Consider the following 15,509-nt stretch of genomic DNA (forward strand, 5'->3'; position numbering starts at 1 on the left):
GCCCTCCCATTTTTTGTTGCCTGCCAACCATGCACTGTCCCTTCTGCGGTGCCAACGACACCAAGGTCATTGACTCGCGTCTGGTCGCCGAGGGCGATCAAGTGCGTCGCCGGCGCGAATGCCTGGCCTGTGGTGAACGTTTCACCACCTTCGAAACCGCCGAACTGGTATTGCCCCGTCTGATCAAGTCCGACGGCAGCCGCCAGCCTTTCGACGAAGAAAAACTGCGTGCCGGTATGCAGCGCGCCCTGGAAAAACGCCCGGTGAGTGTCGAGCGCCTGGAAGCGGCGCTGGTGCATATCAAGCACAAGCTGCGGGCGACCGGCGAGCGCGAGGTCAAGAGCCTCGTGGTCGGCGAGCTGGTGATGGGCGAACTGCAAAAGCTCGACGAAGTCGCCTATATCCGTTTTGCCTCGGTGTATCGACGCTTCCAGGACCTCAATGAGTTCCGCGAAGAAATCGACCGCCTGGCCCGTGAGCCTTCCAAACAATGACGTCTGAACAGGCAGTCCTCGACGCCCATTACATGGCGCGTGCCCTCGAATTGGCGCGCAAGGGCCTGTACACCACCCACCCCAATCCACGGGTGGGCTGCGTGATCGTGCGTGACGGGCAGATTGTCGGCGAAGGCTGGCATGAGCGCACCGGCGAGCCCCATGCCGAGCCGAATGCCCTGCGCGCCGCCGGTGAAAAGGCCCGTGGCGCGACGGTGTACGTGACGCTGGAGCCGTGCAGCCACCATGGCCGTACGCCGCCGTGCGCCGATGCACTGGTGAGCGCCGGTGTGGCGCGGGTGGTGGCAGGTATGCAGGACCCGAACCCGGAAGTGGCCGGGCGTGGCATGCAGCGTCTGGCCCAGGCGGGTATCGAGGTGCGCAGTGGTGTCCTGGAAGCTGAGGCGCGGGCGCTTAACCCGGGGTTCCTCAAGCGCATGGAGCACGGTTTGCCGTTCGTGCGGGTCAAGCTGGCCATGAGCCTGGACGGCCGCACGGCGATGGCCAGCGGCGAAAGCCAATGGATCACCGGCCCCGCCGCCCGCGCCGCCGTCCAACGTCTGCGTGCCGAGGCGAGTGTGGTGTTGACCGGTGCCGATACGGTGCTGGCCGACGGCGCCCGCTTGACTGTGCGCGCCGCTGAGTTGGGCCTGGATGAACAAACCACCGCCCTGGCCATGTCGCGCCCGCCGCTGCGCGTGTTGATCGACGGCCGCTTGCGCGTGCCGCTCAATGCACCCTTCTTCAAGGCAGGCCCGGCACTGGTCATCACCTGCGTGGCCCCGGAGAACCAGTTTCCCCGTGGCCCAGAGTGCCTGGTGGTACCGGGTGTGGAGGGCCAGGTCGACCTGCGCTCGGCGCTGGTGGCATTGGCCGCCCGTGGCGTCAACGACGTGCTGGTGGAAGCGGGCCCGAGCCTGGCGGGCGCGTTTGCCCAACAGGGCCTGGTGGATGAGTACGTCATATTCATCGCCGGCAAGTTCCTCGGCTCCGCTGCCCGGCCGTTGCTGGACTGGCCGCTTGAGAAGCTGGTCGACGCGCCCCAACTCAAGATCACTGACATGCGCGCTGTAGGCGACGACTGGCGAGTCACTGCCATTCCCGTCCCGACAGCGAGCGTATAATTCCCGGCCTGCGCTTAAGCGTCAGCCCCTCGTTTTCAGGAGAGCGAAATGTTCACCGGCATTATCGAATCCATCGGCAGCATCCGTGCAATGACCCCCAAAGGCGGCGATGTGCGCCTGCTGGTTGAAACCGGCAAGCTGGACCTCGGCGACGTCAAGCTGGGTGACAGTATCGCCGTCAGCGGCGTGTGCCTGACCGTTATTGAGCTGCCGGGCAACGGCTTTGCCGCCGACGTCAGCCGGGAAACCCTGGACTGCACCGCGATGAACGACCTCAAGGCCGGCAGCCTGGTCAACCTGGAAAAAGCCCTGACGCCGACCACGCGCCTGGGCGGTCACCTGGTCAGCGGCCATGTCGACGGTGTCGGCGAAGTGGTGGCCCGCAGTGAGAACGCACGCGCCGTGGAATTCCGCATCCGTGCGCCCAAAGAGCTGGCCAAGTACATTGCCCACAAGGGTTCGATCACCGTTGATGGCACCAGCCTGACCGTGAACGCCGTCAATGGCGCCGAATTTGAACTGACCATCATTCCCCACACCCTCAGCGAAACCATCATGGCCTCCTACCAGCCGGGGCGCCGGGTGAACCTGGAAGTGGACTTGCTTGCCCGTTACCTGGAGCGCCTGTTGCTGGGCGAAAAGGCCGCAGAGCCTGCATCAGGCAACATCACCGAAAGCTTTCTGGCCGCTAACGGCTACCTGAAATCCTGACCAAGGGGGTGCCGCGTGGCGCTCAATAGCATCGAAGAACTGGTTGAAGACATCCGCCAAGGCAAGATGGTCATCCTTATGGATGACGAAGATCGCGAGAACGAAGGCGACATCATCATGGCCGCCGAGGCGTGCAAGCCTGAGCACATCAACTTCATGGCCAAGCACGCCCGTGGTCTGATCTGCATGCCCATGAGCCGCGAACGCTGCGAGTTGCTCAAGCTGCCGTTGATGGCGCCGCGCAATGGGTCGGGTTTTGGCACCAAGTTCACGGTATCGATTGAAGCCACCACTGGCGTCACCACCGGTATCTCCGCCGCTGACCGCGCCCGTACCGTGCAAGCCGCCGCCGCCAAAGATGCCAAGGCCGAAGACATCGTCAGCCCCGGTCACATTTTCCCGCTGATGGCTCAACCGGGTGGCACCCTGGCTCGCGCCGGTCACACCGAAGCCGCCTGCGATCTGGCGCGCATGGCCGGTTTCGAGCCGAGCGGGGTGATCTGCGAAGTGATGAACGACGACGGCACCATGGCCCGTCGCACCGAACTGGAAGCCTTTGCCGCCGAACACAACCTCAAGATCGGCACCATTGCCGACCTGATCCACTACCGCATGATCCACGAACGTACCGTTCAGCGGATTGCCGAGCAGCCGCTGGACAGCGAACTGGGCCAATTCAATTTGGTGACCTACCGTGATTCAGTGGAAGGCGACGTGCATATGGCCCTGACCCTGGGCAACATTTGCGCCGAAGAGCCGACCCTGGTGCGGGTGCACAACATGGACCCTCTGCGCGACCTGTTGATGGTCAAGCAACCCGGCCGCTGGAGCCTGCGCGCCGCCATGGCCGCGGTTTCCGAGGCTGGCAGCGGTGTGGTGCTGTTGCTCGGTCACCCGCTGGACGGCGACGTATTGCTGGCGCACATCCGCGAAACCGCCGACGCCGTGCCGGTGAAAAAACCGACCACCTACAGCATCGTCGGTGCCGGTTCGCAGATCCTGCGCGACCTGGGCGTGCGCAAAATGCGCCTGATGAGCGCACCGATGAAATTTAATGCGATATCCGGATTCGACCTGGAAGTTGTAGAATACGTGCCCTCCGAATAAAGGCCGGCGATTTTTGCCCCTTGTTCGCGGTTAAATCATCACTGAGGGACGCACTTTTCGCGTCCCGGCTCTTTAAGAGATTTGTCGAATGACCCTGAAGACCATCGAAGGTACCTTCATCGCCCCCAAAGGCCGCTATGCCCTGGTGGTTGGCCGCTTCAACAGCTTCGTGGTTGAAAGCCTGGTAAGCGGTGCGGTTGACGCCCTGGTTCGCCACGGTGTGAGCGAGAGCGATATCACCCTTATCCGCGCCCCTGGCGCCTTCGAAATTCCACTGGTTGCGCAAAAAGTTGCTCAGCAGGGTGAATACGCGGCGATCATCGCCCTGGGCGCGGTCATTCGTGGCGGCACCCCGCACTTCGAATACGTAGCCGGCGAATGCACCAAGGGCCTGTCCCAGGTGTCCATGGAGTTCGGCGTGCCAGTCGCTTTCGGCGTACTGACCGTTGATTCCATCGAGCAAGCCATCGAGCGTTCCGGCACCAAAGCCGGTAACAAGGGCGCTGAAGCTGCCTTGTCCGCGCTGGAAATGGTCAGCCTGCTGTCGCAGTTGGAGGCCAAGTGATTTCCGACGAAAGCGATCGTTTCAACCCGCGTGACGAGCGTCCAGCCGATGCCGGCAAGCCTTCGAAAAGCGAAAAGCGCCGTGCGGCCCGTCAGCTCGCCACCCAGGCGCTGTACCAGCGTCATATGGCTGGCACTTCGCTGAACGAGATCGAAGCGCAATTTCGCGTCGATAACGACTTCACCTTTGCTGACCAGAGCTACTTCCACGACATCCTGCACGGTGTTCCGGCCAACATGACCGAGATCGATGCTGCGCTGACGCCATGCCTGGACCTGACCCTCGAAGAGCTGGACCCGGTTGAGCTGGCGGTACTGCGCCTGTCCACCTGGGAGCTGCTCAAGCGCGTTGACGTACCGTACCGCGTGGTGATCAACGAAGGCATCGAACTGGCGAAGGTCTACGGTTCGACCGACGGTCACAAGTTCGTCAACGGCGTGCTCGACAAGCTGGCCCCGCGCCTGCGTGAAGCCGAAGTAAAGGAACACAAGCGCTAATCTGCGCTTGAGTCCCGCATGGGCGAGTTCGAGCTGATCCGCAAGTACTTCGCCGCCGCGCCTTGTGCGCAAGGCGGCGATGGCATTGCCCTGGGGATCGGCGACGACTGTGCCTTGCTGGCGCTGCCCGCCGGAGAGCAACTGGCGGTCTCTACCGATACGCTGGTGGCCGGCGTGCATTTTGCCGACCCCTGTGACCCGTACCTGCTCGGCCAGCGCTCGCTGGCCGTGGCGGTGAGCGACCTGGCCGCCATGGGCGCCGACCCCCTCGCGTTTACCCTTGCCCTGACCACGCCGACCGTGGATGCCGATTGGCTGCAACGCTATGCCCAAGGCCTGAACGCCATGGCGCAACGTTGCGGCGTGGGCTTGGTGGGCGGCGATACCACCCGAGGGCCACTGAGCCTGACCCTGACCGTATTTGGCCGCGTACCGGCCGGGCAGGCGTTGACGCGCAGTGGTGCGCAGCCGGGTGACCTGCTGTGTGTGGGCGGCGAACTGGGCGATGCCGCTGGTGCTTTGCCATTGGTCTTGGGCCAACGCACGGCGGATGCGGCAGTTGCCGAGCCGCTGCTGGCACATTACTGGTCGCCGCAACCGCAGTTGGCCCTGGGGCTGACGTTGCGGGGCAAGGCGAGCGCGGCCATGGATATCTCCGACGGGCTGCTGGCCGATTGTGGGCATATCGCCAAGGCTTCGGCGGTCAGCCTGGTGATCGAACGTCACAGGTTGCCGTTATCTACCGCCTTGCTGACATTTGTCGGCGAGGATCAGGCCCGCGTCGCGGCGTTGAGCGGGGGCGATGACTACGTGCTGGCATTTACCTTGCCGATATCCGCGTTGGCACCTTTGCGAGCGGGCGGCTGGCCGATTCACGTGATCGGTCGGGTCGAAGCGGGGCAGGGCGTGACCCTGCTCGATGCCCATGGTCAGGACATTACACCGGCCGTGCGCGGCTATCAGCATTTTCGCGAGACGCCGTAGCCAGCGTCCTGCGCTACCCTTTATCTGATGATTACCACGTAGGAAGCCGTCACTATGGTCGTGCGCTGCTGGCTGCTGATCGCTCTGTGTGCCTTTACCTCTGTACTTCAGGCGGATGAGGCGTCGGTGCCCGGCAAGGTCATGCTGGCCGGCGAAGAGTGGAACGACTACACCAATAAAGATGGCAGCGGCCTGGCCTGGGACGTGGTGCGCCAGATCTTCGAGCCGGTAGGCATCACCCTGCAGACCCGCAGCGAGCCCTACACCCGCTCGGTCGGCCTGGCCCAGCGTGGCGAGGTGGATGGATGCGTCGGCACCTATCGCAATGAAGTCAGCGGGGTGTTGTACCCCCGCTGGAACTTCGACGCCGACCACGTATACGCCCTTGGGCTCGCCACTGCGCCTACGCCGACACAGGCGACGCTGGGCGACTACCGCCTGGCCTGGGTGCGTGGCTACAAGTACGAGCAATACCTGCCCAATGTGCGCCGCTTCAACCAGATCGAACGGCGCGACGGTATCCTGCCAATGCTGCAATACGGTCGCGCCGATTTCTATATCGATGCCCTCACTGAAGCCAAGTATGTACTCAGCCAGGCGCAAGACCCGGCGCTGTTCAAACTTACGCATATCGCCGAGTTGCCGCTCTACATAGCCTTTGCCGATACCGAGCGCGGCAGGGCGTTGATGGCGGTGTATGACCAGCGTTTGGCCGCCCTGGTCAAGACCGGCGAGCTCAAAGCGACTTTTGCGCGCTGGAAACAGCCGTATCCGTTCCCGGGCCCATAGAACTGACGCGAAGGCCAATCGAACCTATTGATCTTTATCAGCGATAATTCAGCTTAAGCGTCTGTAGGAACCTGCTGTTACAATGGCCGCCTCTGTGAAATCTGAAATCAGGAGCACACGGTGCCCGTCGTTTTCGTCGCCGCTTCCAAGCTGCCTACCCCTTTTGCCACGTTCACCATGAACGGCTTTCTCGAAGAAGCCACCGGGCGCGAGCACGTTGTGCTCAGCCTCGGCGACATCACGGATGGCGCGCCGGTGCTGGGGCGCGTGCATTCCGAGTGCCTGACCGGCGATGCGCTGTTCAGCCAGCGCTGTGACTGCGGCTCGCAACTGGAAGCCGCTTTGCAAGCTATCGCCCGTGAAGGCCGTGGCGTGCTGCTGTACTTGCGTCAGGAAGGCCGTGGCATTGGCTTGTTGAACAAGATCCGCGCCTACGAACTGCAAGATGGCGGCGCCGACACCGTGGAAGCCAACGAGCGCCTGGGCTTTGCCGCCGACCAGCGCGACTACGCGATCTGCCTGCCGATGCTTGAGCACCTGGGGGTCAAATCCCTGCGCCTGATGACCAACAACCCGCGCAAGGTCAAAGCCTTGACCGAGATGGGCATCACCGTGGCCGAGCGCGTGCCGCTGCACACCGGGCACAATCCGCACAACAAGCTCTACCTGGCGACCAAAGCCAGCAAGCTCGACCATATGATGGGCAACGAGCACCAGGGCGAGGTCGACCGCGCGTGACTCGCGGCCAGGTGAAACGGCGGTTATCCTTCAACTGGTGGCAGTACCTGGCTTTGGCATTGCTGCCCCTGTTTGTGATCAATCTGCTGTTTGGTCGCGCTGAACCCCTGCTGCCCGTGCTGGCCATGCCGTTCTTCATTGCCGGCGTGGCCTCGATGTTTCTCAGCCTGCGTTATTTTCACGGCTATAAACATGCGCTGATCGCCACTTCCAAAGCCCTCGATACCCCTGAAGAACCTGCTGCCTGGATCACCCTGGCGGCGCGTCGGCGCACGGCTTTGCTGGTAGCCGCGCTACCGGCCTGGATCGGTGCGCTGGCGGTGTTCGTGGGGCTGGAAGCGGTGCCACTGTTCCTGCTGGCAATGTCGACCATGGTGCTGTTTTACCTCTACCGCATTCCGCGTCAACTGGGATGAGCCGCTACTGGCTGGCACTGCTGCTCGTATTGAGTGTTCAGGCGATGGCAGCCGAACGAGTGGTCAGCCTGGCGCCGTCGCTGTCTGAAATCGTCGTTGAGCTGGGCGCAGCCGACCTGTTGGTGGGTGTGCTTGATGGTGGTGAGCGGCCAACAGCACTGGCAACGGTTGCGTCGGTCGGGCATTACGGCCAACTGGATATGGAGCGTCTGCTCAGCCTGAAGCCCGACCTGATCCTGCTGTGGCCCGGCAGCGTCGGCCCGGCCCAGCGTGAGCAGCTTCAGCGGTTGAATATCCCGGTGTATATCGCCGAGCCCCATAGCCTTGCGCAACTGACTACTCAGGTCCAGGCCATTGCCGAGCAATTGGGCCGAGCTGAGGCAGGGCGCCAGCTCGCTGCACAACTACGCCAGCGCTTGGCCGAGTTGCGCCAGCGCTATCAGCGGGCCGAGCCGTTGCGGGTGTTCTACCAAGTGTGGAACCAACCGCTGTACACCGTGGGTGGTGGGCAGATCATCAGCGATGCGCTCAGTGTGTGCGGGGCGCGTAATGTGTTTGATGATCTGAAGTTGCCGGCGCCGCAGGTCAATATCGAGTCGGTGCTGGCGCGTGATCCCGAGGTGATCCTGGTGGGTGATCAAGCTCAGAGACAAGGGTGGAAGGCATGGCCGATGATGTCTTCGCGGGTGCGATTAGTGCCGGACAAGGGCCTGGAGCGGCCCAGCGGGCAGATGTTGGAGGCGGTGGGGCGGTTGTGTCAGGTTTTATCGCCTAACCTGTGAAACCGCTATCGCAGGCAAGCCAGCTCCCACAGGGGAATGCATTTCAATTGTGGGAGCTGGCTTGCCTGTGATGACGTCGGTGCAGGTCCCTCAGAACTCAGGCGTCCATGTCAGCCCAACCATCCACACCCGACCTTCTTCACGATAATTCTGAGCCTCGCCGAGGTAGCTGTACTTCGCCCGGGCATAGGACCTGTCCAGCACGTTATCCACCTTCAGCGACAACGACACCTCTCGGTTCAACGCCCAACTGCTGCGTAGCCCCAACAAGGCATACCCGCCCAAACGGTTGCGGTTGGCTTCATCATCGTAGCTGCTGCTGATCGCCTGCCAGCTCGCGCCAACGCCCAGCTTGTCGAACTGCCGATCCAGATCCAGGTTCAATGTACGCCGAGCGCGACGTGCCAGGGTGTGGCCGCTGTCACGGTCACGCGGGTCGATAAGCGACAGGCCCAGGTTGCCCTGCCAGCCAAACACTTCCTGCTTGAGCGCCGCTTCAAAGCCGTTGATCCGCGCCGATGCCACGTTTTGCGGCTTGCCGGCGTCAAGGATGATCGCGTCGCTCAGGTCGGTACGATACAGCGAGGCTTCCACCCGTGTGCTGTCGGTCAGTTGGCTGCGCCATTGCAGCTCGTAGCTCTTTGATGTCTCGGGCTGCAGATTGGGGCTGCTGTACTGCATGTCGGGGTAATAGAGGTCGTTGAAGGTCGGCGCGCGGAAGCCTTCGCTGTAGCTCAAGAGTAGGTCGTTGTCAGGGTTGACCGGTACGGTCAGGGTGCCGCTCCAGCTATTTTGACCGCCGAACTGCTGGTTCTGGTCGCGACGCAGCCCAAGCTCGGTGGAAAACCACTCGCTGTGGAAGCGGTGCTGCACAAAGGCGGCGCGGTTCCAGCGGCTGTTTTCGGTAAAGGTGGTGGAGCCGTGGAAGCGGTCTTCATACCAGTCGCCACCGACGATCAGGTTGTTCTGCTCATTCAGCGTCAGGTCGTTCTGCCAGTTGACCGAGTCGCGGTAGGTATTGAACACGCTGAAATCATCACTGAGCGTATCGCGCTTGGTGTCACGGTTTTCGCTGTGGCCCAACTCCAGGCGCGACTGCCAGGTCTCATTGAGCTTGGCATCGACATAACCGCTGGCGCTGCTGACGGTGTAATCGGTGTAGGGTTTCTGGCCGACGCTCTGCCCGGTGGCGCCGTTGTAGCGGCCATAACTGTTGTCGTACTCCGACTTGCCACGGTTATCCAGCAGATTGAAACCTACCTCCAGCTCATCGCTGAACGAATGGCGGAGGTTCAGGCTGATGGACTGGTTTCGGTAGGCATCATGGTCGCCGTCACTGGGGAACGACGCGTGGCTCGCGTTGATACCTGCGGTTTCATCCAGGCTTGCGCCCAGGTTGAAGCGCGTATGTTCATCGCCGCCCGACAAGCCCAGGCTACGTTCCCACGTCTGGTTACTGCCAAACCCGAGCTTCAAGCGCGGCTGCAAGCCTTGCTCGGCATTGCGCCGGGTAAACACCTGGATCACTCCGCCAATCGCGTCGCTGCCGTAAATGACCGAGCGGGAACCGCGCAGCACTTCTACACGCTCAATCTGATCGACGTTCAGATATTGCAGGCCACTAACACCGGTGGTGGTAATGGCAATGCGCTGGCCGTCCACCAGTACCAGGCTTTGTGCGGCCTTTGTGCCTCGAATGAAGATCCCCGGCAAACTGCCACGCCCACCGGTCGGCGCAACCTGCACACCGGGCACGCGGCTGAGCAGGTCGGTGACGCTGGTGGGTTGCAGGCGGTCGATGTCGGCGCGGGTGAAGACGGTGTTGGCAGCGCTGCTGTCGTTACGCGCCTGCACTTGGCGGTTGGCGCTGATGACCACATCGGAGAGCTTCAAGGCCTGGTCGCGGGTGTCGGCGAGCAGATCGGCGGCGGGTAAAAGCAGCAGGGCGAGGCACAGGCGTTTCATGGGCTGTCCATAGCGGTTTTGAAGGTGATACAAGTTAAATGTGGGAGGGGCGGTGCGACGATTCGACTTGCTCCCGATTACAGTGTGTCAGTCAGAACATCTGGTACTGATACACCGCTATCGGGAGCAAGTCGAATCGTCGCACCGCCCCTCCCACATTTAGTCCCGGTTTCTACAGGGCCAGAAGCGCCAAACGCTCGCGCACCGAAGCCTCGATGCCGGCCTCGTCCAAGCCACACTCAGCCAGCATCTGCGCCGGCTTGGCGTGCTCGACGTACACATCCGGCAAGCCCAGGTGCAGCACCGATTTGAGGATGTTCTCCCGCGCCAGGAACTCGCTGACTGCCGCGCCGGCGCCGCCCATGATGGCGTTCTCTTCGACGGTCACCAACAACTCATGGCTGGCGGCGATTTCGCGTACCAGCGCCTCATCCAACGGTTTGACGAAACGCATGTCCACCACTGTGGCATCAAGCTTTTCAGCCACTTTCAGCGCTTCGGCCAGTTGTACGCCAAACACCAGGAATGCAGTTTTGCTGCCTTGGCGACGCACGACGCCTTTGCCGATTTCAATCGGCTCCAGGTCTTTCTCGATCACGGCATTCGGGCCATTGCCCCGGGGATACCGCACAGCGGCCGGGCCGTTGTACAGGTGGCCGGTGCTGAGCATCTTGCGCAGTTCGTTTTCGTCGCTGGGCGTCATCACCAGTATGCCGGGGATGCAGCGCAGGTAGGACAGGTCGAAGCTGCCAGCATGGGTCGGGCCGTCTTCGCCCACCAGGCCGGCGCGGTCGATGGCGAACAGCACGTCGAGGTTCTGCACCGCCACATCGTGAACCAACTGGTCATAACCGCGTTGCAGGAAGGTGGAGTAGATCGCCACCACCGGCTTGGCGCCTTCGCAGGCCATGCCGGCGGCGAAGGTGACAGCGTGCTGCTCGGCAATCGCCACGTCGAAGTAACGCAACGGGAAACGCTCGCTGAACGCCACCAGGTCGGAGCCTTCCTTCATCGCCGGAGTAATGCCCACCAGGCGTGGGTCGGCAGCCGCCATGTCGCACAGCCATTCGCCAAACACACCGGAATACTTCGGCCCGCTGGCCTTTTTCGGCGCAGCGGCGGGCGCGTCCAGGGGTTCGAGCTTGGTGATCGCGTGGTAACCAATCGGGTCGACTTCAGCCGGGGCGAAGCCTTTGCCCTTCTTGGTGACGATATGCAGGAACTGCGGGCCCTTGAGGTCGCGCATGTTGCGCAAGGTGGCGATCAGGGTCGGCAGGTCGTGGCCATCGATAGGGCCGATGTAGTTCCAGCCCAGCTCTTCGAACAGGGTGCCGGGCACCAGCATGCCCTTGGCATATTCTTCGGTGCGACGGGCGATTTCCCACGCTCCAGGCAGACGTGACAGTACTTTCTTGCTGCCTTCGCGCATGCTGGCGTAGGTGCGGCTGGAGAGGATTTTCGCCAGGTAATTGGACAGGCCACCGACATTGCGCGAGATCGACATGTCGTTGTCGTTGAGGATCACCAACATGTTGGCATCCACTTCTGGCGCATGGTTGAGCGCTTCGAAGGCCATGCCAGCAGTCAGCGCGCCATCCCCGATCACGGCAATCGCCTTGCGATCGCTGTTTTGCAGACGGGCGGCAATCGCCATGCCCAACGCTGCACTGATGGACGTGCTGGAGTGGCCGACGCCAAAGGTGTCGTACTCGCTCTCGGAACGGCGCGGGAAGGCGGCCAGGCCGTCCTTCTGACGCAGGCTGCCCATGCGCTCGCGACGGCCGGTGAGGATTTTATGCGGATATGCCTGATGGCCCACGTCCCACACCAGCCGGTCGTCCGGGGTGTCGAACACGTAATGCAGGGCGATGGTCAGCTCGATCACGCCCAGCCCGGCGCCGAAATGCCCACCGGTCTGGCCGACCGTGTAGAGCAATTCCAGGCGCAACTCATCGGCCAGGGTTTCCAGCTCGGCTTCACCCAGTCGACGCAGGCCGTCCGGCGTGGCAGCGCGGTCGAGCAGGGGCGTGGACGGGCGTTTGCGGGGAATCTCTTGAAACGTCGTGGGCATCAGGCGAATCGTTATAGGTATAGAAGAGGCGGCAGTTTACCTCAAGCGGTGCAAACTGCCCACGCAGGGCGCCGAACTTGGCCGATATGCGGCGCAAATGGCCGGGGTTGTCAGTGGCGGCGCTCGACGATATACCGCGCCAGGTCACGCAGCGGCTCGGCCGCCGCGTCGAAAGGTCGCAGGGCATCCAGGGCCTGGTCACGCAGCTCAATGGCGTATGCCTTGGCGGCTTCCAGCCCCAGCAGAGCCGGATACGTCGGCTTGTCCCGTGCAATATCGGCGCCTTGGCGTTTGCCGAGGGTGGCGGTATCGCTTTCCACGTCGAGAATATCGTCCTGCACCTGGAAGGCCAGGCCGATCGCGCGGGAATAAGTCTGCAGGGCCGCCAGTTGCTCGGCGTCGGCGCGGCCGCTGGCCAGGGCGCCCAGGTGCACGGCGGCTTCGATCAACGCGCCGGTCTTGTGGCGATGCATGTATTCAAGGGCTTCTTGATCCAGCTTGAGGCTGACCGAACCCATGTCGATGGCTTGGCCGCCGACCATTCCGGCCGGGCCAGCAGCGTGGGCCAGAGCAGTAACCATGCGCAGGCGGATCTCGGCGTTGACGCTGCTTAGCGCCGGGTCCAGCAACGCGCTGAACGCCAGGCTCTGCAAGCCATCCCCGGCCAGGATCGCGTAAGCCTCATCGAAGGCTTTGTGGGTCGTGGGCTGGCCGCGACGCAGATCGTCGTCATCCATCGCCGGCAGGTCGTCGTGTACCAGGGAGTAAGCGTGGATCAACTCCACCGCACACGCTGCGCCATTGGCCTCGGCCGCCGGCGCGCCCAGGGCTTCGCAGGCCGCATAGGCCAGCAACGGGCGCACCCGCTTGCCGCCATTCATCACGCTGTAGCGCATGGCTTCATAGAGGCGCGTCAATTCCGGGCTTGGCGCAGCAAACAAGGGCTCCAGCGCCGCATTCACCCGGGCTTGGCTACTGGCCTGATACGCGCTGATCATTCCGGCTGTTCCGCATCGAAAGGCTCTTGCGCCAACTCCCCGTCGCGCTCCAGCAGCACCTGGACCTTCTGCTCCGCCTGCGCCAACGCGCTCTGACAGTCGCGGGTCAGGCCAATGCCTTGCTCAAATGCCGTCAACGAGTCTTCCAGCGACAACTCGCCGTTCTCCAGACGCTCGACCAGGGTTTGCAGGTCGGCGAGGGATTGTTCGAAATCCAGTGCAACTTTTTTGCGGGCCATGGCGGCAATTCCGGTAGACGGTAAACCGGCGCGACACTAGCAGACATGGGGGATTGGGGCAAATGAGTGGGGCTGTTACTGCTGGGCGGGATTGATCTGATAACGCGTGCTGCGGCCGCCTCCGGGGAGGCGTGTCAGGTAGTTTTTTCCAGTAGGTCGGCCAGGTGGCGTGTTGCTGTTGCCTTGGACACTTTCGCCACGGCTTGGTACTGCTCGGCACTGATTCCGTGTTCGAAGCCCCTCTCACCCCATCGAGCAGGCGATTGAGTACCTTGACCTGTTCGGCGGACAAAGCGACGCCACGGTGTTGTTGCCAGAACCGGCTCTTGCCTAACACCCGGTCAATCCGCGCCATCGCCTGCTGCAGGTTGCGCAGCAGGGTTTTCAGGAACCATTCCAGCCAGTTGGTGATATCCAGGGTGGCTTTTTGACTGGACTCCAGCGCGTTGTAGTAACCGGCACGATCCTCAAGGATGCTGGCCGACATGGCGTAAAACCGGATGGCTTGGTGTTCGCCCTGGGCCAGGCCAAATCAGTGTGTTGCCAGATCCAGTGCGGGTGATTCATGGAAGAGCGCCTAGGGACTGACTCTCTTATCAAGGAGTATGCGGCGCAGTGGTTGAAGTCGTGCTCAGACGTTTGTTGGGTATAGATGAATGGTATTTACTCTCAACTCTACTAAATCGAGTTTCTGTCTTATTGGCTCATCGAGCTCAATAAGGATTATTGAGTCGCCAAGCTTTAATGCGGCACAACTATCGTCTCCATCTTGAATGAATTTGCCAGTTATGGAGTGTGTGTCATTGGTAAAAGTAATCTGTGGTGTCTTTTCAATCGACGGCATGATGTTTTTTTGCCAAGAAAATACTTCGTCCAGCTCGAACTCTACGTCTAGATCTTCACCAATTTCTGGTGCGGGATCGCTCCATAAAGCCACACCATCTCCGAAGGGTGAGTTGAATCTCACACGTAGGATGTTCTGGTCAGAAACTACGTCGGTTACTCTTATCTTCATTTGGCTTTGGGTGCTGTATTTTATAATTGATTTTAATATGCCTAAGTTTTCAAACAACAAGAGCTAGCGGTTTGGATGTTCTAAAATTTTGCAAAGTCAACATCACCCTCAAATGAAATGCAAGCAATCCAGTCTAACGGTTTTTGAAGTATGTACGTATGTTGGGGGGTTGTCGAAAAAAATTGTAGTGCATGCATAAGTCCGCAGGTCGTAATTGAATATGCATTGTCGGTTGCATCGCCAATGAAAATTACATTCTGCTCGGTAGTGGATTTTATTTTTTTCTCTAATTTCTCTAGCGTGACTTGCGAAGAGGATGGACCGATATAAGTTTTCTCCTTAAAAAAACTCCAAGCTATTTGGCTTCCTGAAAAAGGGATGGTCTCATTTGTTAACTCAACAATTAAATCGTGTTCGGCTTCTGACAGAATGCTGAATTTGACGCTCATTTTCTTGAGGTCGTTGATTATTTCGTCGTCAAGGTAGCTCATTTCTTTGCGAACCTCTTGGTGAGCTGAAACACAGTTTTTGACGTGCCTTCAAAAGTGTAATGAGGACCGTTCTTTCTGTGGGTCCATACATTAATATGAGCACCATGCCTTTCGTCGTATTCAATACGATAACCAGTTCTCGCATCAGCTGTTTGCATCCCGATGGGCTGACCTTTACGTTCACCGAATTTTCCTAGTTTTGGTTTTTCCGCCCGAAAGTCGTTTTCCAGTAACCATTCAAGGGCTTTGTTCAGCGCTTGCTCATAGGTTGCGGAATGAGTTGAACTCCCTACCTTTGGAGTTTCTTCTTCATGTTTATGAGAGGCTTGGCCTTTTTGTCCTTGGCAATTGCCACGAGTGCACGCTAATCCTAGCGGATCCACCCACCCCGTAGGATTGGGCACGTACTGATACCCATTGATCCCACCCGCCAACTTCACCGGATCCGGCGTCAGGTAACGACCAATATCTGGATTGTAGTAGCGATGGCGGTTGTAGTGCAGGCCGCTTTCCTGGTCGAAAT

At 60.7% G+C, this 15,509-nt stretch carries 18 protein-coding genes and 1 pseudogene; 11 read left to right on the plus strand and 8 right to left on the minus strand.

The window, feature by feature from the left end:
* The first annotated feature begins 29 nt into the window (after positions 1–29).
* The 11 genes from nrdR (at position 30) to E4O98_RS24880 (ending at position 8,207) form a co-directional block, all read left to right on the plus strand.
* Positions 30–494 (plus strand): transcriptional regulator NrdR, encoded by a 465-nt coding sequence (gene nrdR, locus E4O98_RS24830; protein ID WP_019818855.1) that lies wholly within the window; start codon positions 30–32, stop codon positions 492–494.
* Positions 491–1,618: a bifunctional diaminohydroxyphosphoribosylaminopyrimidine deaminase/5-amino-6-(5-phosphoribosylamino)uracil reductase RibD gene (gene ribD, locus E4O98_RS24835; protein WP_216090370.1), complete on the plus strand. Its 1,128-nt coding sequence runs from the start codon at positions 491–493 to the stop codon at positions 1,616–1,618. The genes nrdR and ribD overlap by 4 nt, the downstream gene beginning before the upstream one ends.
* Before the next feature lie 48 nt (positions 1,619–1,666).
* The gene (locus tag E4O98_RS24840) at positions 1,667–2,329 is read left to right on the plus strand and encodes a riboflavin synthase (protein WP_248136514.1); all 663 of its coding nucleotides are present in this window, start codon (positions 1,667–1,669) and stop codon (positions 2,327–2,329) included.
* A 15-nt stretch (positions 2,330–2,344) separates the two neighbouring features.
* Entirely contained in the window at positions 2,345–3,436 is a 1,092-nt protein-coding gene (gene ribBA, locus E4O98_RS24845; RefSeq protein WP_003194579.1) for a bifunctional 3,4-dihydroxy-2-butanone-4-phosphate synthase/GTP cyclohydrolase II, read from the plus strand.
* Between the two features lie 88 nt (positions 3,437–3,524).
* On the plus strand, positions 3,525–4,001 hold the full coding sequence (gene ribE, locus E4O98_RS24850; RefSeq protein ID WP_078822443.1) for a 6,7-dimethyl-8-ribityllumazine synthase: 477 nt from the start codon (positions 3,525–3,527) through the stop codon (positions 3,999–4,001).
* A complete protein-coding gene (gene nusB / locus E4O98_RS24855; protein ID WP_032879249.1) occupies positions 3,998–4,498 on the plus strand; it encodes a transcription antitermination factor NusB in 501 nt (166 codons plus the stop codon). Before ribE ends, nusB begins: the two co-directional genes overlap by 4 nt.
* A gap of 18 nt (positions 4,499–4,516) precedes the next feature.
* Positions 4,517–5,482, plus strand: coding sequence for a thiamine-phosphate kinase (thiL, locus tag E4O98_RS24860; protein WP_078822442.1), 966 nt, complete (start codon positions 4,517–4,519; stop codon positions 5,480–5,482).
* Positions 5,483–5,536: 54 nt separating this feature from the next.
* Positions 5,537–6,271: a transporter substrate-binding domain-containing protein gene (locus tag E4O98_RS24865; RefSeq protein ID WP_032879252.1), complete on the plus strand. Its 735-nt coding sequence runs from the start codon at positions 5,537–5,539 to the stop codon at positions 6,269–6,271.
* A 120-nt stretch (positions 6,272–6,391) separates the two neighbouring features.
* Entirely contained in the window at positions 6,392–7,009 is a 618-nt protein-coding gene (gene ribA / locus E4O98_RS24870) for a GTP cyclohydrolase II (RefSeq protein WP_005791841.1), read from the plus strand.
* Positions 7,006–7,425, plus strand: coding sequence for a nuclear FMR1 interacting 1 family protein (locus tag E4O98_RS24875; RefSeq protein WP_032879254.1), 420 nt, complete (start codon positions 7,006–7,008; stop codon positions 7,423–7,425). The genes ribA and E4O98_RS24875 overlap by 4 nt, the downstream gene beginning before the upstream one ends.
* The gene (locus E4O98_RS24880; RefSeq protein ID WP_078822438.1) at positions 7,422–8,207 is read left to right on the plus strand and encodes a cobalamin-binding protein; all 786 of its coding nucleotides are present in this window, start codon (positions 7,422–7,424) and stop codon (positions 8,205–8,207) included. Before E4O98_RS24875 ends, E4O98_RS24880 begins: the two co-directional genes overlap by 4 nt.
* Positions 8,208–8,297: 90 nt before the next feature.
* Here the strand turns inward: E4O98_RS24880 and E4O98_RS24885 are convergent, their stop codons facing one another.
* From E4O98_RS24885 to E4O98_RS24920, 8 genes and pseudogenes are all read right to left on the minus strand, one after another.
* Positions 8,298–10,172 carry a TonB-dependent receptor gene (locus tag E4O98_RS24885; RefSeq protein ID WP_248136516.1) on the minus strand — a complete coding sequence of 625 codons (1,875 nt, stop codon included), beginning with the start codon at positions 10,170–10,172 and terminating at the stop codon, positions 8,298–8,300.
* Positions 10,173–10,344: 172 nt separating this feature from the next.
* The gene (dxs, locus tag E4O98_RS24890; protein WP_005791833.1) at positions 10,345–12,243 is read right to left on the minus strand and encodes a 1-deoxy-D-xylulose-5-phosphate synthase; all 1,899 of its coding nucleotides are present in this window, start codon (positions 12,241–12,243) and stop codon (positions 10,345–10,347) included.
* A gap of 110 nt (positions 12,244–12,353) precedes the next feature.
* Complete coding sequence (ispA, locus tag E4O98_RS24895) at positions 12,354–13,241, minus strand: (2E,6E)-farnesyl diphosphate synthase (RefSeq protein WP_032879258.1); 888 nt, start codon at positions 13,239–13,241, stop codon at positions 12,354–12,356.
* Positions 13,238–13,480 carry an exodeoxyribonuclease VII small subunit gene (locus E4O98_RS24900; protein ID WP_005791829.1) on the minus strand — a complete coding sequence of 81 codons (243 nt, stop codon included), beginning with the start codon at positions 13,478–13,480 and terminating at the stop codon, positions 13,238–13,240. Before E4O98_RS24900 ends, ispA begins: the two co-directional genes overlap by 4 nt.
* A 75-nt stretch (positions 13,481–13,555) precedes the next feature.
* Positions 13,556–14,006, minus strand: a pseudogene (locus E4O98_RS24905) (DUF4172 domain-containing protein); the annotation flags it as partial.
* A gap of 105 nt (positions 14,007–14,111) precedes the next feature.
* Positions 14,112–14,417 carry a hypothetical protein gene (locus E4O98_RS24910; RefSeq protein WP_248136518.1) on the minus strand — a complete coding sequence of 102 codons (306 nt, stop codon included), beginning with the start codon at positions 14,415–14,417 and terminating at the stop codon, positions 14,112–14,114.
* Positions 14,418–14,575: 158 nt separating this feature from the next.
* A complete protein-coding gene (locus tag E4O98_RS24915; RefSeq protein WP_032879261.1) occupies positions 14,576–14,986 on the minus strand; it encodes a hypothetical protein in 411 nt (136 codons plus the stop codon).
* Positions 14,983–15,509: RHS repeat-associated core domain-containing protein (locus E4O98_RS24920; RefSeq protein ID WP_282445172.1), on the minus strand; the 527-nt coding region annotated here is incomplete at its 5' end. The genes E4O98_RS24920 and E4O98_RS24915, both read right to left, overlap by 4 nt.

Source organism: Pseudomonas sp. W2Jun17, assembly GCF_023127795.1.
GTDB lineage: Bacteria > Pseudomonadota > Gammaproteobacteria > Pseudomonadales > Pseudomonadaceae > Aquipseudomonas > Aquipseudomonas synxantha_A.